This window comes from Verrucomicrobiota bacterium, from assembly GCA_016871535.1.
In the GTDB taxonomy this organism is placed as follows: Bacteria; Verrucomicrobiota; Verrucomicrobiia; order Limisphaerales; family SIBE01; genus VHCZ01.
In genome coordinates this window covers 1-21,068 of sequence record VHCZ01000004.1, presented here as the reverse complement: position 1 = coordinate 21,068, position 21,068 = coordinate 1, and the positions used below count along the sequence as shown (strand labels likewise).

Annotated in this window: 14 protein-coding genes; 10 read left to right on the top strand and 4 right to left on the bottom strand. The window is 60.3% G+C overall.

What is annotated here, in order from left to right:
• Positions 1-77 precede the first annotated feature (77 nt).
• The 4 genes from FJ398_01205 (at position 78) to trpB (ending at position 4,239) form a co-directional block, all read left to right on the top strand.
• Positions 78-860 (top strand): hypothetical protein, encoded by a 783-nt coding sequence (locus FJ398_01205; GenBank protein MBM3836573.1) that lies wholly within the window; start codon positions 78-80, stop codon positions 858-860.
• Positions 857-1,924: a GTP 3',8-cyclase MoaA gene (gene moaA / locus FJ398_01200; GenBank protein ID MBM3836572.1), complete on the top strand. Its 1,068-nt coding sequence runs from the start codon at positions 857-859 to the stop codon at positions 1,922-1,924. The genes FJ398_01205 and moaA overlap by 4 nt, the downstream gene beginning before the upstream one ends.
• 134 nt (positions 1,925-2,058) lie before the next feature.
• Positions 2,059-2,679, top strand: coding sequence for a phosphoribosylanthranilate isomerase (locus FJ398_01195; GenBank protein MBM3836571.1), 621 nt, complete (start codon positions 2,059-2,061; stop codon positions 2,677-2,679).
• 357 nt (positions 2,680-3,036) lie between these two features.
• Positions 3,037-4,239, top strand: coding sequence for a tryptophan synthase subunit beta (gene trpB / locus FJ398_01190; GenBank protein ID MBM3836570.1), 1,203 nt, complete (start codon positions 3,037-3,039; stop codon positions 4,237-4,239).
• A gap of 47 nt (positions 4,240-4,286) precedes the next feature.
• Here the strand turns inward: trpB and FJ398_01185 are convergent, their stop codons facing one another.
• The gene (locus tag FJ398_01185) at positions 4,287-4,517 is read right to left on the bottom strand and encodes a hypothetical protein (GenBank protein MBM3836569.1); all 231 of its coding nucleotides are present in this window, start codon (positions 4,515-4,517) and stop codon (positions 4,287-4,289) included.
• Between the two features lie 151 nt (positions 4,518-4,668).
• Positions 4,669-6,075 carry a DUF1501 domain-containing protein gene (locus FJ398_01180; GenBank protein ID MBM3836568.1) on the bottom strand — a complete coding sequence of 469 codons (1,407 nt, stop codon included), beginning with the start codon at positions 6,073-6,075 and terminating at the stop codon, positions 4,669-4,671.
• Positions 6,076-6,539: 464 nt separating this feature from the next.
• Between FJ398_01180 and FJ398_01175 the strand changes: the two genes are divergently transcribed.
• Positions 6,540-7,631: an MCE family protein gene (locus tag FJ398_01175; GenBank protein MBM3836567.1), complete on the top strand. Its 1,092-nt coding sequence runs from the start codon at positions 6,540-6,542 to the stop codon at positions 7,629-7,631.
• 348 nt (positions 7,632-7,979) lie between these two features.
• Here the strand turns inward: FJ398_01175 and FJ398_01170 are convergent, their stop codons facing one another.
• Both FJ398_01170 and FJ398_01165 read right to left on the bottom strand, forming a co-directional pair.
• Positions 7,980-9,293 carry a DUF1552 domain-containing protein gene (locus FJ398_01170; protein ID MBM3836566.1) on the bottom strand — a complete coding sequence of 438 codons (1,314 nt, stop codon included), beginning with the start codon at positions 9,291-9,293 and terminating at the stop codon, positions 7,980-7,982.
• A gap of 137 nt (positions 9,294-9,430) precedes the next feature.
• Positions 9,431-11,833, bottom strand: coding sequence for a DUF1592 domain-containing protein (locus tag FJ398_01165; GenBank protein MBM3836565.1), 2,403 nt, complete (start codon positions 11,831-11,833; stop codon positions 9,431-9,433).
• Positions 11,834-12,649: 816 nt separating this feature from the next.
• On the opposite strand from FJ398_01165, the gene FJ398_01160 reads away from it, so the two are divergent.
• The 5 genes from FJ398_01160 to FJ398_01140 all read left to right on the top strand — a co-directional run bounded on the left by FJ398_01160 (position 12,650) and on the right by FJ398_01140 (position 20,514).
• The gene (locus FJ398_01160; GenBank protein ID MBM3836564.1) at positions 12,650-15,028 is read left to right on the top strand and encodes a DUF1592 domain-containing protein; all 2,379 of its coding nucleotides are present in this window, start codon (positions 12,650-12,652) and stop codon (positions 15,026-15,028) included.
• The gene (locus FJ398_01155; GenBank protein ID MBM3836563.1) at positions 15,025-16,386 is read left to right on the top strand and encodes a DUF1552 domain-containing protein; all 1,362 of its coding nucleotides are present in this window, start codon (positions 15,025-15,027) and stop codon (positions 16,384-16,386) included. The genes FJ398_01160 and FJ398_01155 overlap by 4 nt, the downstream gene beginning before the upstream one ends.
• A gap of 168 nt (positions 16,387-16,554) precedes the next feature.
• Entirely contained in the window at positions 16,555-19,026 is a 2,472-nt protein-coding gene (locus tag FJ398_01150; protein ID MBM3836562.1) for a HEAT repeat domain-containing protein, read from the top strand.
• A 91-nt stretch (positions 19,027-19,117) separates the two neighbouring features.
• Entirely contained in the window at positions 19,118-19,324 is a 207-nt protein-coding gene (locus FJ398_01145) for a hypothetical protein (protein ID MBM3836561.1), read from the top strand.
• Complete coding sequence (locus tag FJ398_01140; GenBank protein MBM3836560.1) at positions 19,321-20,514, top strand: exo-alpha-sialidase; 1,194 nt, start codon at positions 19,321-19,323, stop codon at positions 20,512-20,514. Before FJ398_01145 ends, FJ398_01140 begins: the two co-directional genes overlap by 4 nt.
• The last annotated feature ends 554 nt before the right edge of the window (positions 20,515-21,068 follow it).

Genomic DNA, 21,068 nt, shown 5'->3' with positions numbered 1-21,068 from the left:
TTAGGAAGAATCGTCGGTTATTCAAGCGAAGATGCGGGCTTGCCAAACCAGGTCAATCCAAGCATCGTGCTCGTGTTATGAATTCTAAAACGGCGGCCGCATTCTTGTTCATGATTGCCCTGGTTCTGGGAGGCGGGCTGTTCTATCGCCATAAGATGTCGGTCGAGGAAAAGAAGAAGGATACGGCGACGATTCAGCAACTGTCCAACACCGTGGCCGAAACCACGATGAAACTGGAAGAGCAAAAACTGGTGAATCTGAGTTTGGAACGCGATTTCGCGGCGCAGACCGATGAACTCAAAAGCTTCTCGAACCGGCTGGCCTCCACCACGGCCACGTTGGACAAAACCCAGGCGGATGCCAAAGCCGCGGCCGAGGTCGCAAAAGCCGAAATTCTCAAGCGCGACGCCGAGATCGCACGATTGGAAGCCGATCGCGATGCCTATACCAAGAAGATGGCGGATTTGACCGGCAAGATCGGGAACCTCGAAACACTGATTGCCGACACACAGCGAAAACTCGAAGCCTCGGAGGGCGACCGGGATTTTCTGCTCAAAGAACTCAAGCGCCTGCAAACGGAGAAGGCCGAACTCGAGCGTCAATTCAATGATCTGGCGTTGCTCCGGGATCAGGTGCGCAAGCTGCGCGACGAGTTGTCGATCACTCGCCGCCTGGAATGGATTCGCCGCGGCCTTTACGGCAGCTTCTCGAAGGGCGGAGAATTGTTGCAGAAAGGCTTTGCCGCCGCGCCGACGCAGACCAATTACAATCTGAACGTCGAACTCACGCGCGAAGGAACCATCCGCGTCATTCCTCCGCTGACCAACGCCCCGGCGACCAATGTGCCTCCGCGCAAATGACGCATCCGGCTGCGCTTTCGGATTCCTTCGGCCGCGTGATGCGCGATCTGCGCGTCAGCCTGACCGACCGCTGTAATTTTCGTTGCCTCTATTGCCTGCCGGAAACCGAGGAAGCGGCCCATTTCTACCGGACCAAGTTCGATCCGCAACGCAACCCCAATCCGCCGACCTCGCGTTTGCCGGACTGGAAGCCGCGGTCGGAAATCTTGAGTTTCGAGGAGATCGAACGGCTCGTGCGGCTCGCAGTCCAACTGGGCATTCTAAAGGTCCGCCTGACGGGCGGCGAACCGTTGCTGCGGCAGGGGGTGGAAATCCTGGTCGGCAAGCTCGCCCGCATTTCGGGCCTTGAAGATTTGGCGATGACCACCAACGGCTTTCTCTTCCTGCGGAAAGCCGGGGCGCTCCAAGCCGCCGGGCTCCGGCGAATCAGCTTTAGCCTCGATTCGTTGGATCGAGACAATTTCAAGAAAATCACCGGGCGCGACGGCCTGGGCGAAGTCTTGAGTGGGATCGCCCGCGCGCAAGAGATCGGGTTGAATCCCGTGAAAGTGAACGCCGTGATCATTCGCGGCATCAACGATCATGAGATCGAAAACCTGGCGGAGCTGGCGCGAAAACGGAACCTCAGTTTTCGGTTCATTGAATTCATGCCGTTGGATTCGGGGCGCGCTTGGCTCAAAGATCTGGTTGTTCCTGGACGGGAGATCCTGGGCCGCCTGCAGGCGAAATTCACGCTCCGTCCGGTTCCATCTGCCAATCCTTCCGAGACCGCGCGGCGGTGGCGTTTCGAGGATGGACGCGGCGAAGTTGGCATCATCGCCCCGGTCACGGAACCTTTCTGCGGCCACTGCAACCGCATTCGTCTGACGGCCGACGGCAAGATTCGGACCTGTTTGTTCAGTCTGCACGAACACGACGTGAAAGGCCTTTTGCGCGGCGGCGCGGCGGACGAGCAAATCGCAGAGGCGATTCGAGGGATCGTCTGGCAAAAGGAAGCGCGCCATCACATTGGCGAGCCGGATTTCGTGCAGCCCGAACGCAGCATGAGCTGCATTGGGGGCTAACCTGCGCCAGACCGTCATTATGGGTTTCCCCTGCCCATGAGTCTCAAGACTTCGTTGCTCGTAATTCAACAGCGTTGGAGACCCTATCTCGGCGGCGGAAAGTTGCACGGTCGCGGGAGCGATTCATGCCCATGATTCCAAAAGTCAAAATCTGCGGCGTTACCAATCTTCCGGATGCGCTCGCCGCCGTGGACGCCGGCGCCGACGCTTTGGGTTTCATGTTTTACGCGAAGAGCCCGCGCTGCGTCTCCGAACACGCCGCAGCCGAAATCATCCGAGCCTTGCCGCCGTTCGTGGCGAGGGTCGGAGTCTTCGTGAATGCCGACCAAGAGACGGTCGGAAGGGCGGTGGAATCTTGCGGGTTGGACACGCTGCAATTTCATGGCGACGAGCCGCCTGATTTTTGCCGGAAATTCCGAGCGGCGGTGATCAAAGCCTTCCGAGTTCGGGACGAGACATCGCTGCAAACGATGGCGGCATATGAAACCGAAGCCTGGTTGCTCGACGCGTTCGTGCCGGGAAAACTGGGAGGAACCGGCGAACGATTCAACTGGGAGCTCGCCAGACGCGCGACGACGCTCAGCCGGAGAGTCATTCTGGCCGGGGGCTTGACACCGGAGAACATCCGCGAGGCGGTCCGTCAGGTGCGGCCTTACGGGGTGGACGTGTCCAGCGGCGTCGAAGTGGCGCCGGGGAAAAAGAATCCCGGGAAAGTTCGGGATTTCATCGCCGCAGCCAAAGCAGCCCTCGAATGAAATGGCCGTCAGTGGGGCGAGGCTCCTGCCGAACCAATGCCATCGATGAAAAAGCTCCGCAGGAGCGTCGCTCCATCGTGGTTAACTGAGGGGTTACCCGTCGCCCAGCGCATCCACAAATTGGCGGTGATTCCGTCCTCGTAGCGCAGAGTTGCACTCTGCCGTATCGCCGAATCGCATTCTGCGAACCGCTGACAAGTCCACGGACCTGGGAGCTTGCGGACGCGATGCCGATTACAAATCGGCGATACAGCAGATTGGAAATCTGCGCTACGGCCACTGATAAACTTGTGGATGCACCGTCCGTCGCCCACTTTCCCCCTTTCTCCCCTGCACGCGTTCCGCTACGTTCGCGCCATGAGTTCAGTCGCCTCAACCCCCGTGCCTGACGCCCAAGGGCACTTCGGGCCGTACGGTGGGCGTTTCGTGCCGGAAACGCTCGTGCATCCTCTTCAGGAATTGGAAGACGAGTACCTCCGGTCGCAGAGTGATCCGGAGTTCCAGCGCGAGTTTCAATACTATCTCCGGGAGTTTTGCGGGCGTCCCACGCCGCTTTACTTCGCGGAACGCCTTACCCAGGAACTGCGCGGGGCGAAGATTTATCTCAAACGCGAGGATTTGCTGCACACCGGCGCGCACAAGATCAACAATTGCATCGGGCAAATCCTTCTGGCGAAGCGCATGGGCAAGTCGCGCATCATTGCCGAGACTGGCGCCGGCCAGCACGGCGTGGCGACTGCGACCGTGGCGGCAATGTTCGGTTTGAAATGCGCGATCTACATGGGGGCCGTGGATTGCGAGCGCCAGGCGTTGAACGTGTATCGCATGAAGATGCTCGGCGCGGAAGTCGTGCCCGTGACCGCCGGACAGAAGACGCTCAAAGAAGCCATCAACGAAGCCATGCGCGACTGGGTGACGAACGTCCGGACCACGCATTACATCCTGGGCACGGCCTACGGCGCGCATCCGTATCCCGTCATGGTGCGGAATTTTCAGCGCATCATCGGGGACGAAGCGCGGCGACAGATTTTGGAAAAGGAAGAGCGCTTGCCAGATTTGTTGGTCGCGTGCGTCGGCGGCGGTTCGAACGCGATGGGACTTTTTTTTCCGTTCTTGAACGACCCCACCGTTCTCATGGTGGGCGTCGAGGCCGGCGGAGAAGGAATTGTTTCCGGCAAACATGCGGCGCGGTTTCAGGGCGGTTCGCTCGGTGTGCTTCAAGGGACGCGCTCCTTTCTGTTGCAGGATGAAGACGGCCAAATTCAGCTCACGCACAGTGTCTCCGCCGGGCTGGATTACGCGGCCGTCGGGCCGGAACACGCGTGGCTGCGCGATCAAAAGCGGGTCGAGTATTCCTATGCGACCGATCGTGAAGCGCTGGAAGCCTTCACCAAACTGGCGCGGCTGGAGGGCATCATTCCCGCTTTGGAATCCGCCCACGCTGTGGCCGAGGTCATCAAACGCGCACCGGCCTTGCCGAAGGATCAGTTGATCATCGTGAATCTGTCAGGCCGGGGAGACAAAGACGTGGCGCAAGTCGCAGGCCGAGTCAAACTGTGAGTTGCGCCTCCTCTCGTTGCTACTGATCGCTGACTACTGACTACCGATTACTTCCGCTTCTGTCCCTCGGCGGCGCGGGCCTGAGCCTCGAAGTAAGCCTCCACCTGCTGGGCCAGTTGCTCAAAGCTCTTCCACCGGCCTGGATTCGTCGCGCGATCCAGATCCAGCAATCCGGAGCGTTCCGCAGCCTTGAAGCAGCCGACGATGCTGTCGCCCCAGTTCTGATAGAAAACTTCTCGAATTCGGTCTTCCGCTTCGTGCAGCAGGATTCCGAGCACATCGTAAGCGGAACAAGCCCTCCGCGATGGACGAGCGATGTCATGCCCGAAGGCGAAAACCTGAGGTTGACACGAATTTCACGAATTCTCACAAATCTGTGCTTGTGGCGAGATGACTTGCTGCGGTTTGCCTGCTTTCAGTTCAACGGGTCTAAATGAACTCCCGAATCGGTTCGCCGTGTTCCACGATGCGCAGCGGCCGGCCTTGATGATCCAGATACGCAGCGTCCAGCGGAACGCCGAAATGGTGGTAGATCGTCGCCGCGATGTCCCCAGGCGTCACCGGGCGCTCGGCGATCTCGCCGCCATCGCGCGTCGTCGCGCCGATCAATTGTCCGTGGCGGAACCCGCCTCCCGCCATCAGCATCGACGACACGACGGGCCAATGATCGCGGCCATCCGTGCTGCCCTGCGTGCCGAGCTTCGGAGTGCGGCCAAACTCGCCCATCGCAATGACCAGCGTATCGTCCAACAAACCGTGCTCTTGGAGATCGCACACGAGCGTGGTAACGAGGTGGTCGAGGACCGGGAGCAATGGGCGCAGCCCGTTCCAGATGCCGCCGTAAGGCGGGATGTTGTCGCCGTGGGTGTCCCAGGTGCCCGATGCGGAGTGATTGCTCAGATCAATGGTGACGAAACTCACACCTGCTTCCACCAGTCTTCGCGCCAGCAAGGCCTGGCGGCACCAATCGTGTTCGCCATAGCGTTCCACGGTTTTCAGCGGTTCCCTGGAAAGGTCGAACGCGGCTCGCGCTCGCGCGCCGGCCACGATGTCGAAAGCCTGCTGGCCGAAGCGGTCCATGGCTTCCATTTGGCCCGTCGCATCCAGCTCCGCGCGCAGTGTGTCCATCTGCTGCGTAAGCGTGCGGCGCGAGCGAACACGGTCCAGGGTCAGCGCGCCCGGGAGCTGGAAAAGCTTCTCAACGTTATTTCCGACGAAGGGATCGAACTGCTTGCCGAGGTAACCGCCCCACGCCACGTGCGATTTGCTCTTCATGTTGAGCACGACATAGGGCGGCATGCCGGGGTGATTCGGCCCGCGCAGCTTCGCCACGACCGAACCGATGGCTGGATACAAATGGCCCTGCGGATTGACGCGCGGTTCGGCGGCCCGATTGGCCGTTTGCATGACCTGATTCGGCTCATGATTGCTCTCCCGGCAATCGACCGACCGGATCAGGGTGAACTGGCCCATCATCGCGGCCTGTTTGGGGAAGTATTCACAAACATGAACGCCCGGCAGCTTGGTGCGGATGTCTTTGAACGGGCCGCGAATCTCGTAGGGCATGTCCGGCTTCACGTCCCAGGTGTCGATGTGCGACGGTCCGCCGGTCATCCAGAGAAGGATCACAGCTTTGTTAGGCTTTATTGGGGCGCCGGTCGCGGAAGATTCAGCGCGAAGCCTGAGCAAGGATGGGAAAGTCAGCCCGGCGAACCCGGCCAAGCCCGCTTTAAGCACGCTGCGGCGGCTGAAGACGGTGAGACCTTCCCGGTCGCGCGCGTTAAGAAAGGTGAAGGCGTGACCATGCGAATGCCTGCGTGGCGCTTCCGTCGGCATGGGGAGAACATACTGGATTGGCTCGCAGGCGCAAACGAAGATTCGAGCAACGCGGGAGCGCCTTAAGGGTCTGCATCTTGCCTGCCTCCCTCGTTTGCCCTCGACGCCAGGAAAAAAGGCAACTCCACGCAACTGCAAGTCAGCCTTACTTTGCCAAAATGAGAATGACGGGCCGAAATGAAATCGTTTTTGCAATTGGTCCGGGTCGTGCTATTTTTAAAGCTCCTTCTCTTCAACGCTGTGGCCCGCTCCGTAAGGAGCGGAGCGGGCATTTTTTTTGAAGCAGCGCGGGCGTCCTCGCCTGCGGGTTCAAGGGGCGTCCTGCCCAGTTTCCGAGCGGCGAGACAGCGTCTGAACTCGCAGCGGGGACGGCTGCGCTACGAGAGGGCTGGAAACCTGGCGATTGCATTGCCTTTTCGGATTGGTGAGAATGACCGCAGATCAGTGGTTCTTCGTTTACGACCATGGCCCTTCAGGATTTGACCCCGCAGTTGCGCACCCGGCTCAGCCAGGTGGAACGGGCCGTGGGCTGGTTCGTGATCCTGGCCACGCTTCTTTTGCTGGGCGGGTTCGGCTACTACGTTTATCACACCGCGAAACGCAAAGGCTGGTTCCTCACCAAAATCCCCTACCACACCTACGTCCGCGACGCGACGGGTCTGAAAGTGGGCGATCCGGTGCGGTTGATGGGCTTCGAGGTCGGCGAAATCATCCAGGTCGAAGGGATGCCCGCAGGAAAGAACTGGTTTTCGGAAAACAACTACAACGTGTTCGTCCGATTCCGGATTCGCGAGCCTTACTACGGATATATCTGGAGCGATTCGCGCGTCCGGATCGGCGCGGGGGATTTTCTGGGCAAGCGCACGCTGGAAGTGCTCAAGGGGAGCACCGGAGAAGTCAGCGTCGTCGAAGGCAAACAAATCGCCGTGCTGAACAAGGACCGCTCCAAGCCGGGCGATTACGTGGAACTGGAAAAACAACCGCAGGGGTGGTGGATTCCAGCCGAAGAATCACCGGCGCTGGGCGAGCGGCTGGAGCGAATCGCCAACCAGGTCGAGCGGGCCATGCCCACCATTCTCGGACTGACCAATCAGTTGACCGGCATCCTTTCCAATAGCTCGCGGCTCCTCGCGCAAATGAGCGGCACCGTCGATCAAACCCGGCCCGTGCTCTCGAACCTCACGGCGATCACGGGTTTCCTGACCAATTCCCACGGCGCCTTGGGCGAATGGCTCATTCCGACAAACGTCAATCAGCACCTCGAAACCGCATTGGCGGCGGCCCATTCCACGCTGGCCACGGCCGACACGAACATCGCGTCGGTCGCCGCCGGGCTGACGCAGACGCTGGAGCATCTGGCCAATCTCACAAGCAACCTTAACGCGCAGGTTCAGGCGAATGATAAAATTCTCGCGCAGATTTCCAGCGCGGTTGTGCATGCGGACGACCTGATGCAAGGCCTCAAGCGCCATTGGCTGCTGCGGTCAGCGTTCAAAGAAAAGGGGACCAATTCGCCGCCGCGTCGTCTGACGTCGCCACGAGCTGCCACGCGCTGAAATCCGCGCTACGGCGCTATCCCCATAGCCACTCTCTTTCCCTCGGAGCGCGGCCTTCAGGCTGCTTCGACGCACACTTCGCCTGGCGCTTACGGTTTGAAAAGGACCCCGGTCGGATTCTGAGATGAAGGGGCCTGAAGACCGGTACCGGTTTAGCGCTTCGGGCAATTCTGGAGTTGTGGAGGCATTTGCGGTTTCTTCCCCCTCACCCCGGCCCTCTCCCCCGGGGAGAGGGAGGACTGATTCCTGGCGTCGGTCACCAAGGGAGGCCGCGGATTGTTCCGTGACAGCGACAGCGCTCCCCTCTCCTTGGGGAGAGGGCCAGGGTGGGGCCGGGGTGAGGGGAAATTAACTCAAACTCAGCGGTCCGCCGTCGCAGAGCGCGGGCTTGCCGAACGTCTCGATCCGGTGCCCGACCGCGTGCGCCAGAGCAAGGTGCAGGCGGTTGTGCGGGACCTTCTCGAGCTTGAGGCAACGGCCCATTGGGAAGCCAAATCCGCCTCCGATGAGCACGAACGGAATGTTGTCCAGCGTGTGAGAATTGCCTTTGCCGAGCTCGTTGGTCCAGACGATCATTGTGTGGTCCAGCAAGCTGCCTTCACCGCCGGGTTCAGGTGTGCCGGCCAGCTTCTGCGCCAGATAATTCAACTCGCCGGCAAACCACTTGTTGATCTTCGTCAACTTGGCCACGGCTTCTTCGTTCTTGTCCGGTTCGTGCGAGAGACCGTGGTGGCCATCCGTGACGCCGAGCCAGTTCATCCGGGCCTGGCCGACGGATTTGGTGTATTGGAGCGTCGCGACGCGCGCCATGTCATTGACGAAACTGTTCACGAGCAAGTCGATCTGCATTCGGCTCAAACGCGGCACGTTGTCATTTTGGTCGGCCACGCCTTCTTCGAAAGCCGGCGGGGTGACGCGGAGCTTCTGGCGGCCGGCGTCGCTGATTTCTTTCTCCATCTGCCGAACGAGCGCTTCGTGTTCCTCCAAGAGCTTTCGATCCTCGGCGCTGATCAACTTGCGGACTTTCTTCAAATCAACGCGCACGTCGTCGAGCACGCTTTTGAGGCTCTCCTTGTCTTTCAATTGGCCGTAGAGTTTTTGATACATCTGATACGGATCGGAAACGGGCGCGACGGGCTTGTTCGGGCCGGCGTAAGACATCCGCGTCCAGGGATCGGCTTTGTCTGTGACGCCCACGCCAAATTCCAGCGACCCAAAACGGGTCCGGCTCTCCTCGCGGCTCTGGAAATAGTTCTTGATCTCCTGATCGATCGAGATGCCGCTGGCCCATCCAGCCGGCGTGTGCGAACCGCCCTGGATGTTGCCCGGAAACAATTCGATGCCGGTGAGCAAGCAGCTCATGCCGCGCATATGGTTGTCGCCGTCGCCGCGCACTTTGTTGGAAAGTCCGTGCAAGACCAGCATCCGATCCTTGAACGGCTCCAGCGGCGTCATGATTTCCTTGAGCTTGAAGTCTGAGCCGGTTTCGTCCGGCCAGAACGCAGACGGGATCGTGCCGTTCGGACTGAACATCACGATCAGCCGCTGGCGCGGGCGCGCCGGACTGGCCAGACCCAGGCTCGGCAGGCCGAGCAGGAAAGGGAGGGACGCGGTGGAGAGGCCCAGTTGCTTGATGAAGTGTCGGCGATGAATGGCGTTCATAGGCTAATTGCACAGAATGTTTAGCACAGGTTTGTGCGATTGGACAAAGGTTTTTAGACAGGAATTGTCTCAGGTAAGGTAGTTAAATTAGTTAAGGTGGGGCGAGGCTCCTGACGAGCCAATGCTCCAACACTTCTTCAACGCTTCGACGACACGACGGGCTTCTCAACGCCATGCAACGCGGACACGGTCACGATTTCCGCCAGCAGCTTCCGAATGTTGAAGCCAGACTCCACGAATGCTCGCCGCAGGTTTGGCAGCGCATTCGCGCCGTACGCGAGGATCGGTTGCTTGACCACGTGGTGGAACAGTTGCTCGATGAAACCGTTCTGGGCCTGGTCGCTGCTGGCGGCGAAGTTCGCCAGATCGCGCGCGCCGGTCAGGCGGATGGTTTGACCGGCGTCGGTCGTGTAATCGCTAACCGCGTTGATGGGGCGTTCGCCCTCGCGGGTGCGGAACCGGCCCACGGCATCATAGTGTTCGAGGCTGAAGCCGAGCGGATTGATCACCGAATGGCAATTCTGACAGGCCTGCGCACGCGTGAGTTGTTCCACCTTTTCGCGCATGGACAAATTGGGCGCAAACTCCTCGTCCTTGAACGCGACCGCCATGGGCGGCGGCTTCAGCGCGCGCCCCACGATGTTCCGGGTCAGGAACACCCCGCGATGAATGGGCGAGGTGGACTTCTGATAAGCGAACGCCGCCAGCAAATACGGATGAGTCAGGACACCGGACCGTTCCCGGCCGTCGAAGACCGCCTTCACGAAATCGTCGGTGGCGTTCGTCTGCACTCCGTAAAACTGCGCCAGCCGGTTGTTGACGTAGAGATGTTCCGCGAGCAGCAGTTGGCGATAGTCGGAGGAGGCGCTCCACACGGTGTCCGCCAGAAACAAATTCAGCGAGGCGCGCAAGTCCGCAATGATTTCCGGTGTGAAGCCCGGGAACAACTGGGCGTCCTTGGAAAGATCGTCCGTGTGGTTCAACTGCAGCCATTGGTGCAAGAACGATTGCATTTTGGCCCGGGCCCGAGGATCGGCCTGCATCCGGTTGGATTGCTGCGTTACCTGCTCGCGCGTGCGCAGCAGGCCGGTGCCAGCGGCTTTCAACAACTCCTGGTCCGGCAAGGAATCCCACAATCCGAAGGCCAGCCGCTCGGCCACTGCGAAGTCGTCGGCCTGCGAGCCTTCCAATCCGAGATACAGAAATCGCGGAGACTTCAGCGTGAGCAGCACGACGCGTTTCACCGCGTCTTCGACCTTGGGCGAATGAGCGAATTGCGCGGACACAAACAATCGTTTCTGCTCCTTGGTCAACGGACGGCGGAAGGCAGTTTCCACGAACTCCAGACAAAAGGCTTCAACTTTGGCGGCGCGATCCTCGTCCTTCGGTTTGCTGCTGGATAGGCGGTCGAGCTGTTTGGCCACAAAGTTTGCCACTTCGATGGCCGCTTGCGTCGCGGCCTCATCCCAGGCTTTGGACACCGCAACGCCGCGCTCGTAACCGACGCTGCTGTCGTCCGGCGGGAGGGGCGTCGGCACCACGAATGTCGGCGCCACACGCGCGGGCGAGAGATTGCGCGCGGGGATCGGTTCGTCCACGCCATGCGGAGGCTTCCAGCGCAGAACGATCGCGGCTGTCTTTTCCTTGAACTTGAAGAAGTCCAACCGCAACGGATACGCGCGCCCGCCGATCAACCGGACCGTGGCCTTGTGCTCGGTGGCCGTCCCGGAGGCCACGCCAGCGTCGATCAACGGCGTGTCCTCGTCATTAACCCAGAGCCGCGCGCCGTTGGGGGTCTTCAGGATGAATTCATGGTCTCCGCTCTCATCGGCCAGGACGGAGCCTTGCCAGCGCATCGAGAATTCGTTGGTGCCACCGGGCTGCGGAGGCCGCTCAGGGGTGTTGAACGGTCCGCTCTCGCCGAACTCGAAATTCACCTGGCGATCCACACGTTCAAACGCGTTCGTGTCGCTGCGGAAATTCCGCGATTTGAAATAGCTGCCGGGCAGCCCGCGTTCCTCGCCCGGCGGACTGTCGGCGCCGGTGAAGTGTTTGAGCAAATCGGCGACTGCGTTGACGTACTGGCGATTGGTGAGCCGGGCCAGTTCGACGCGAGGCGGGTGGTTGCGCAGCCGCGCTTCGCGGGAGTAGAAGGCGTCGTATATGTATCGCGCCACGGCCGCGGCGTCGGGCCCCTTGCACTTGTCCGGATCATTTTCCGGCATGTTGCGATCGATGTAGCGCGTCAGCCTTTCGAGAGCCCAATCCCCATGGAGCGCATCGTCGTATTTGCCTTTGACTCCTTGCCCGCTACGCCCATGACATTTGGCGCATTGCTGCCGGTAGATGTCGCGGCCGGAGGGACGTCGGTCAACCGGCGCGGCTTCGGATTGGCCCAACGAAACCGCCAGCCAGAGCAGGGCGCAAACTGGCCAGGCAGATTTCCACACCGCCATATCGCTGCGTTGTCGCTTGCCCGCCACCGACCAGGCGGAACGGGTTGCATCTGCGATTCTGGGTTCGGTCTGTCGAGCGCGCATTTTGGATGAGACACAATCTGCCTTGAGGCTGGCTGACAAGCTCAGAGGCGCGATTGTTGACCCGAGAATAGACCGGATTATTCGGCTTTTTCAAGCGATGAGGCTTTGCTTTTGGTAACCCCTCACTTAACGACGGTGGAGCGACGCGTCTGCGGAGCTTTGCTTCGATGGCATTGGCTCGGCGGGAGCCTCGCCCCACCTTACTGCTTGGTCCGCGGGATGGACGACAAAGCTCGTAGCGCAGAGTTGCACTCTGCCGTATCGCAGAATTGTATTCTGCGGGGCGTCTCCCAGTCCGAGCCCGCTGGGACTTGCCGGCGCCCTGCCGATTGGAAATCGGCGCTACGGTTCTCCGGTCGATCTGTCGTCAATCCCACGGTCTGATCAGTACTTGCTTTTGGCATGTCGTCCACTGGCGTGACCGTCGATGTGAATACGCTCCCTGGTCGCCTCCGTCAGACTTAGTGGTCCATTTCATAAATACGCTCACGTTCGCGGCAAGGGATTTTTCGGCCAGACGAGGCGCGAGCGACGAGCATATCCCGAAGTGGATCTGTAAGGAGCAAGCAACGAAGTCTGGCGAAAAAGAACTGCCGCCCTTCGGGTTGCGCCGAATTTTGCCTGGGGCTGCGTTGCTCCTCGGTCACAGCCCCACTGGCGGGGGATGCTCGCTCGTCGCGCCTTGCATCCGGCCAGGCGGCGCTCCCGCCAAAACCGGAATTTATTTTTGCACAGACCCTTAGGCTCGCTCGGAAGAATTGTTAACTTCACGAGTGCCTTTATCGTCTGAGTCTGTTAAATTTCGCCGTGAGTCAAATGCGCCGATTCAATCCAGGTTTTGTTCTGATCGGAGCACTCTGCTTCGGGGTTGCGGGAAGCCCGATGCCGCAGGAACAAAAGGCCGGCGCGGCACCGATCCCCAATCCCGCTCTCCCTCCTTCGCCAGACTCGAACCCGACATTCAAAGAGCAGATCAAGCCGCTGCTCGGAAAGTTTTGTGTCGAGTGTCATGGGAAGGAAAAGCAAAAGGCCGAGATCAACTTCGAGGCTTACAAAGATGCCGCTGAAATCCTCGCCGACCGCAATACGTGGGAAAAAGTCCGGGACATGCTGCGGTCTCGTGAAATGCCCCCGGAAAAGAAACCTCAACCGTCCGAGGAGGAGCGTCAGAGCCTGGTCCATTTCATCGACGCTGAACTGGCGAAGCTCGATTGCAGCGGCCCGGTGAATCCGGGCAAGGTGACGATTCGCCGGCTCAATCGCAACGAATACAACAACACCATCCGCGATCTGATCGGCATCGATTTCAAGCCTGCCGCTGATTTTCCGAGCGACGAAGTCGGTTACGGCTTTGACAACATCGGCGACGTCCTGTCCTTGCCGCCGATCTTGATGGAAAAATATCTGGCGGCGGCGGAGCAGATCGCGAAACAGGCCATCGTCACCGAGTTCTACGGACGGATTCCGGTGAAGCGAATCGAGGCCGAGACGTTGTCCTCCACAGCCAACGGCGGATTCTTTGAGGATCGGGCATTGTCGCTGGATACCGAGGGCGAAGGCTACACTGAATTCAATTTTGCTCAGAAGGGCAATTACATCATCCGGGCGCGCGCTTTCGGCCAGCAAGCCGGACCGGAGGCGCCCAGGATGGCTTTCCGCGTTGGAGGAAAGGATCTGAAGATCGTCGATGTCGCCGCGGTGGAAGCGAAGCCGGTCATTTACGAAGTGCGCGCTGAAATCGAGGCCGGCAAGCAGCGGCTCGCCGTCGCGTATCTGAACAATTACAACGTCCCGGACCATCCCGACCCGAAATTGCGCGGAGACCGGAATCTGATCGTGGATTACATCGAAGTGGAAGGCCCCATTGGCGCCGAGCCGCCTCCGTTGCCTCGCAGCCACACGCGCATTATAACCTGCGTCCCGCGACCCGGCCGGGAAAAGGAATGCGCCCGCGAAATCCTGGGCAACTTCGCCCGGCGCGCGTTTCGCCGGCCCGTCGCGAGCGAAGAGGTCGAGCGGTTGGTTCGCTTCGTGGATGTCGCCAAGGCGGAAGGCGGGAATTTCGAGGAAGGCATTCAGTTGGCGGTCCATGCGGTACTGGTTTCTCCCTATTTCCTGTTCCGCTGGGAACTGGACCCGGCGCCGGAGAAGTCCGACGCTGTCCGATCACTTTCGGATTACGAACTGGCTTCGCGGCTTTCCTATTTCCTCTGGAGCAGCATGCCCGATGACGAACTTTTCGCGCTGGCTGAGAAGGGACAGTTGCGCCAAACGGCGACGTTGGAAGCCCAGATCAAGCGGATGCTGCGCGATCCCAAGGCCAGGGCGTTGGTCGAGAATTTCGCCAGCCAATGGCTTACGATCCGGAACCTGGACACCGCGACGCCGGACATCGAAATGTTTCCTGAATTCGACCAGGCTCTGCGAACCGCGATGCGCAAGGAAACGGAACTCTTCTTCGAGGCAATCATGAAAGAAGACCGGAGCCTCCTGGAATTCCTGGACGCCGATTTCACGTTTCTCAACGAACGCCTGGCCAGGCATTACGGAATATCCGGAATCCAAGGAGAGCAGTTCCAGCGCGTCAGTCTGGACAAAGAGACCCAACGCGGCGGCATCCTCACTCAGGCCAGCATTCTCACCATTACTTCCAACCCGACGCGCACCTCGCCGGTGAGCCGGGGCAAATGGATTTTAGAACAGATTCTCGGCACGCCTCCGCCGCCTCCGCCTGCCGATGTGCCCGATCTCCCGGAGGACGAAAAGGCCATTGCCTCCGCGTCGCTGCGCCAGCGCATGGAACAGCATCGGACGAACCCCGATTGCGCGGTGTGCCACAACAAGATGGACCCGCTAGGTTTCGCCTTTGAAAACTTCAACGCCGTTGGCGCTTGGCGCGCTCTGGATGGCAAATTCCCGATTGATCCCTCAGGAACCCTGCCGGACGGCCGATCCTTCAGTGGCCCGGAAGATCTGAAACGCATCCTCAAGTCCGAGCAAACATTCGTTCGCTCTTTGACGGAGAAGATGCTAACTTTCGCCCTGGGCCGCGGCCTGGAAAACTACGACCATTGCGCGGTGGACCAGATTTGCAAGGCCCTCGCCCAAAATCGCCATAAGTTCTCGACTTTAGTGGCCGAAATTGTTAAATCCGCGCCATTCCAAATGCGAAAAACAGAAGGACCCAACCCATGAGCACGAATTGCCAACTCCCCCGGCGAACATTCTTGAAAGGCCTCGGCACCGCGATCGCCCTGCCGATGCTCGACGCCATGGTTCCCGTGCGCGCCGTCGCGAGCATCACCGACAAGACCAGGCCGCCCACGCGCATGGCCTTCATCTACGTGCCCAATGGCGCCCACATGCAGGATTGGACGCCGTCGAAAGTCGGCGCGGATTTTGACCTGACCCCGACGCTTCGGCCACTCGCCCCGGTCAAAAATGATTTGTTGGTGCTGACGGGCCTGACTCACGACAAAGGTCGGACGAATTCCGACGGCCCGGGCCATCATGCTCGCGGGGCCACGGTCTTCTTGACGGGCAGCCAGGCTTTGAAAAGTGAAGGGGCGGAGATTCGCGCCGGCGTGTCCGTGGATCAATACGCCGCCAGCATCGTCGGCAAAAATACACGGTTCCCTTCGCTCGAACTAGGCACCGAAGCCGGTCGCCAAGCCGGGAAATGCGATTCCGGCTATAGCTGCGCTTACTCGAATAACATCTCCTGGCGCGACGAATCCACCCCGACCGCCAAAGAAACGAATCCTCGCCTCGTGTTCGAGCGCTTGTTCGGGAACGGCCCTGGCAAAGAACGCAATGAAAGCCAGATCAAACGCGACCGTTATAAGAAGAGCATCCTGGATTTCGTCCTCGAAGACGCGAAGCGCTTGAGCAATCGCGTGACCGGCAACGACCGCCAAAAACTGGACGAATACCTGACCGCCATCCGGGAGATCGAGACCCGAATCGAGCGCGCGGAAAAAGAAACGACGGCGTCCGCGATAGTTCTCCCCGGTTACGAGCGGCCTGCGGGCATCCCGGCGTCGTTTGAAGACCACATCCGGCTGATGGGCGACATGATGGTGCTGGCGTTCCAGAGCGACGTCACGCGCATTGCCACGTTCATGATCGCCAACGAAGGCAGCAACAAGGCGTATCCGTTTATCGGCGTCAACAACGGGCATCACGAACTCTCCCACCACCAGGGGGACCGGAACAAGCAGGCGAAGATCGCTCAGATCAATAAATTCCACATCGCCCAGTTCTCCTACATTTTGCAGCGGCTCAAATCGATCCCGGAAAGCGACGGCACGTTGCTCGACAATTGCATGGTCGTCTATGGAAGCGCGTTGAGCGACGGCAATGCCCACAACAGCGAGAACTTGCCTGTGCTGCTTGCGGGCCGAGGCGGTGGGACGATCCGCACGGGACGCCACGTCAAATACGAGTTCGAGACGCCGATGTGCAATCTGCTGCTTTCGATGCTCGACCGCGTGGGCGCTTCGGCGGATTACTTCGGCGACAGCACCGGACGCCTCGTTGGCCTGGAAGCGTAACCTGACGTCGGTAGGGCTGCGCTGCCGCGCAGCCGTTGCGGTGCTGCACCCGATTGGATTTAGGATTTACGGCGGCGCAGCAGCGCAGCCCTACCACGAATTGAATTGATCAGAGGCAAGGCGCAGAAGATTCGCGGGAATCGAATTTGCGCCTTTTGCATTTCGCCCATGAACCTCGAAAGAAGAAGCAGGTGGACACGAATTCCACGAATTTCCACGAATGAGATGGAGGCGAGAATGATTCGTGAGAATTCGCCCAATTCGTGTCTCTTGGAATCCGTGTCCATCCGTGTTTATCCGTGGTTGAATCAAATTCCAGGTTTCGTCGGCCAGCGGTCATTCGTGTCAGCCAGAGGTTGGCTTTGGGCGAGCTGGAAGCATGCTCTACTCGCGGGCATTCTCATCTTCGCGGCTTTGGAGTCGCTCTCCAGCTTCGCCCAGGACAAACCCAAGACCGTTCCTGAATTGATCAAGGAACTGGAGGCGGAAGACAAATTCGTCAAGAGGAAGGCGGCGGAAGACTTGGGGCAATTGGGCGCCGCCGCAAGACCAGCGGTTCCATCTCTCATTCGCGCGATGGAGGGTATCGATCAGCAAGTGTGGTTTCACTCCGTCATGGCGCTCGCCCGCATCGGGCCGGATGCCGAAGAAGCGATCCCGGCTCTCATCGCCGCGCTGGACACCTCCAGGAGCCCGCGCGGACGCGATGCCATGCGGCGCCAGGTGTGGTATCGGACGGCGTATGCGCTCGGCCGCATTGGCGGGGCGGCGATGCCGTCTCTGTTGAAAGCGCTGGAGGATGAGAAAACCCTTGTCCGGTCGGGCGCCGCCAAGGCACTGGGCTTTATGGGGCCTGCGGCTAAAGAAGCCGTCCCGCAGCTTATCGGAAAACTCAACGACTCGGAACCGGAAGTCCGCCAGCAATCCGCTGAAGCTCTGAGTCAGATTGGTTCACCGACCCTCCCGCGGTTGATCCCTGCGCTCTCCGCGCCCGAGACGCTCACGAGAGCCGGAGCGACACTCGCCCTGGGCATGATCGGCCCGGCTGCAAAAGACGCTGCGCCACCGTTGGCCGATCTTTTTCATCGAGAAACCGACCCGGCCATTCGCGCGACGGCCCTCGAAGCCCTGAGCAAGGTCCGTTATGACGCCGGCCGATTCGTTCCCTTGCTGCTCTCGGCGCTGCGATCGGACGCTTACGGGGTGCGCCATGCCGCGGCTAACGGCCTTTTGCTCTTGCCCCAGCCGGAGAACACCGTGGTCCCGCCGCTGCTGGCGTTGCTCCAGAATGGCGATCCGTTCGCCAAGGAACAGGCCGCGCATGTCCTGGGGCGGATCGGTTCTCCTGCCGGCGCCGCCATTCCGCTTCTCATCAAAGCCGTGGCAACGGTCGGTGAGGAGCCGCCGGTTTTTCCTTTTTCCGATGCGCTGGTGCAAATCGGGCCGGCGGCAGCGCCCGCGTTGATCAAAGCGCTGGAGAGCACGCAGATCACGGAGATCAGGCAAGGCGATTGGCGAATCCGCTGCCTCGTGGCGATTGGCGAATCTGCCGCGCCCGCGCTGCTCAAAGCGCTCGACGACCGAAACGCCACCGTCCGCTTCGCCGCCATCGAAATCCTCAAGGACATGAAATCTGCCGCCAAGGCGATTGTGGCGCCGCTTCAGAATCTGGCTGGCGATCCGGTTCCGGAGGTGCGCTCGAGCGCCTTGCTCGCGCTGAGTGAACTCGATCTTCGCACGGATTCCTATTTGCCGAAGCTCATCGAAGCGCTGAAAGATGAATCAGCACAGGTTCGTTCGGCCGCTGCGCTGGCCCTGGCGAACGCCGGGCCGGATGCCAAACCCGCTCTTCAACCGCTCATCCAGGCGGTGAGGGACCCGGACCGTTCCGTTCAGAAAGGCGCGGCCAGAGCCGTGGCTGCGATCGGCGCCGCCGCCGAGGCGGCGGTTCCTGCGCTAATCTCGGCGCTGGCCCAGAAAGAAAGCCCTGCGTTGCTGCGAGTCGAATTCATCGCCGCTTTAGGCAAGATCGGAGCGCCAGCCGCGTCCGCCGTCCCGAAGCTCCTCGAATTCGTGGACGATGGCAGCCAGGAGGTCCGAGCTGCGCTTTTTGCGAGCCTCGGCCGCGTCGGGCCGGAAGCGAAGGCGGCCGTGCCGGCGTTGTCGAACGCGGTGAAAGATCCCGCTCCTGAGATTCGGGCCAACGCCGTCGCCTCGCTGGCGAGAATCGAGGCCGATTCGAAAAGGGTTCTGCCGATTCTGGACGAGGCGATCGAGGACCCTTCACCCGCCGTTCGCAAAGTTGCCGCCGACGCCGTCGCCAGGTTCGGCGAATCCGCGGACGAGGTCATTCCGAAGGTGTTTGCTCTCTTGAAAAGCGAAGAGGATCGTCCAGTCGCTCTGGACGCCCTCCGGCAGATCAAGGTCAAGTCCGTCTCCCTCCTGACGGAAACGCTGTCGAACAACGATCCGTCCGTCCGGCTTTTCGCTTGTGAAGCGCTGGGGCGCCTCGGTCCGCTGGCCAAAGAGTCCATCCCCGCGCTCCAAAAGGCGCTGAACGACGATTACGACATCGTCCGCCGCCAGGCGCGAATGGCGCTCAGACGGATCGAGGAGGAGGAGAAGAAACCTCCGCCGTAGAGGATGTGAGTTGGTTGCCGGTCATGAAACGGCATTTGATTTCAACAGGAGGAAACGACAGTCAACGGAGAATACGTTCGTCCCCAGGACATTGGCCCGCGACGACGCTCGCCCCGCCTCAACTGGTAATGCCTCAATCGAAGGAATTCATTCTGGGGCGGACCCGCACTCCGGATCGCACGAACAAACGGAAGGCGATCTGGACGTGACTTACCCCAACGGCATCCGGCTGAAACTGGTTGCCGTGAAGGCGAACCAATTGTTGAATGTTCCCGAATTGGAAATGCCCAAACCATGAAACCGTGGAGATTGAAAATCTGCGCTACGCCTGCGTTGCGTGTGCTTCTCTTGGCCGCCGCGTTTTTGTTCGGCCTGGCGCATGCAGTTATGGGCGCGGACACGTCGGCGGTTCGCGAGACGGACGTGTTCGTGGCGGGCCAGGACGGCTACCACACGTTCCGCATCCCGTCGATCATCGTCACTCCCAAGGGAACGCTGCTCGCGTTCTGTGAAGGCCGCAAGCGTGGGACCAGCGACACGGGCAACATCGACCTGCTGTTGAAGCGCAGCTTCGATCAGGGCCGCACCTGGCAGCCCGTCCAGGTTGTTTGGGACGATAGCACCAACACCTGCGGCAATCCTTGCCCTGTTGTGGACCGAACGACAGGCACGATCTGGCTGCCCATGACTCATAACCTTGGCCAGGATCGCGAAGCCCAAATTGTCGATGGCACCAGCAAAGGCACGCGCTCGGTCTGGATGACGAAGAGCACCGACGATGGGGCAAGTTGGGCCAGGCCCGTCGAAATAACCAAAACTGTCAAAGCCGCCAACTGGACCTGGTACGCGACCGGCCCCGGCGTTGGCATTCAATTGAAATCTGGCCGGCTGGTGATTCCCTGCGATAACAAAGTCGCTGTGACAACGGCGCGCCAGTCGCACGTCATTTATAGTGACGACCACGGCGCGAACTGGAAACTGGGCGGTGGGGTCGGACCGAACTGCAACGAATCGCAAGTGGTCGAACTCGCCGACGGTTCCTTGCTGCTGAACATGCGGAGCTATCAGGCCAACAACCGGCGGATGATTTCCACCAGCCGCGACGGCGGACTCACCTGGTCGAGACCGGTCGAGGACGGCACGTTGATCGAGCCAGTCTGTCAGGCGAGCCTTTTGCGTTACGACTGGGGAGATTCGGCCCAGGCGCCGCTTCTGCTGTTCTCTAATCCGGCGAGCACGAGGCGCGAGAAGATGACTGTGCGTGTCAGTTACGATCAGGGCAAAACCTGGCCGGTCGCGAAACAACTCCACGGCGGACTCTCGGCCTACTCCTGTTTGACCGTGCTTCCGGACAAATCCATCGGATGCCTTTACGAGCGAGGCGAGAAATCCATCTATGAGAGAATCTCTTTCGCGGTGTTTCCGTTGGCGTGGCTGACGAATTCCCCCGATCAAAAGCGCCAGGAGCTCCTACGGAATCCGAAATAAGAGACCCCTTCCCATGAACCGACGTTGGTTTGTAGTCCCGCCTTTAGGGTCCGGGGCGCCCGACCGGCTAAAGCCGGGACTACATGCCGGGCGTGGTTCATGGGCCGCGTGCATGGTTCTGAAACCAAGCAGGCTTCCCATGAACCGTTCCTCCGGACCGTGGCCTTTAGGCCGCTTCAACGCCTGACTGCGGAGAGTGCGCGGAAGCAGCCTGAAGGCTGCGGTCCGCACGGTTCGTGGGCCAAGTGCAGGTCCGAAAGGAACAGGAAACTTCCCATGAACCGTCCTTGGTCCGCCAGGTCTTGGCCGAGCATTGACAGCCTGCGTTGCTCAACCGAGCGCGGCGAACCAAAGCGCAATCAAGGCCACGGCGCTGAGCCAGAGCGCGACGAACGTGCACAGTTCCCTTCCGTCTGCGTGGCGGTGGCTTAGTGGTCCGTTTCGTAAATACGCTCACGTTCGTTGCGCCCAATTTGGCCTGGGGCAAGGCGCGACGAGCGAGCATCCCCCGCCAGTGGGGCTGTGACCGAGGAGCAACGCAGCCCCAGGCAAAA

Coding starts and splice junctions, on each gene's coding strand:
- FJ398_01180 (MBM3836568.1), bottom strand. CDS start 6,075: ATGCCGACGGAAGCGCCACGCAGGCATTCGCATGGTCACGCCTTCACC.
- FJ398_01165 (MBM3836565.1), bottom strand. CDS start 11,833: ATGCGCGCTCGACAGACCGAACCCAGAATCGCAGATGCAACCCGTTCC.
- FJ398_01150 (MBM3836562.1), top strand. CDS start 16,555: ATGAACCTCGAAAGAAGAAGCAGGTGGACACGAATTCCACGAATTTCC.
- FJ398_01170 (MBM3836566.1), bottom strand. CDS start 9,293: ATGAACGCCATTCATCGCCGACACTTCATCAAGCAACTGGGCCTCTCC.
- FJ398_01155 (MBM3836563.1), top strand. CDS start 15,025: ATGAGCACGAATTGCCAACTCCCCCGGCGAACATTCTTGAAAGGCCTC.
- FJ398_01160 (MBM3836564.1), top strand. CDS start 12,650: ATGCGCCGATTCAATCCAGGTTTTGTTCTGATCGGAGCACTCTGCTTC.
- FJ398_01175 (MBM3836567.1), top strand. CDS start 6,540: ATGGCCCTTCAGGATTTGACCCCGCAGTTGCGCACCCGGCTCAGCCAG.
- trpB (MBM3836570.1), top strand. CDS start 3,037: ATGAGTTCAGTCGCCTCAACCCCCGTGCCTGACGCCCAAGGGCACTTC.
- moaA (MBM3836572.1), top strand. CDS start 857: ATGACGCATCCGGCTGCGCTTTCGGATTCCTTCGGCCGCGTGATGCGC.
- FJ398_01140 (MBM3836560.1), top strand. CDS start 19,321: ATGAAACCGTGGAGATTGAAAATCTGCGCTACGCCTGCGTTGCGTGTG.
- FJ398_01205 (MBM3836573.1), top strand. CDS start 78: ATGAATTCTAAAACGGCGGCCGCATTCTTGTTCATGATTGCCCTGGTT.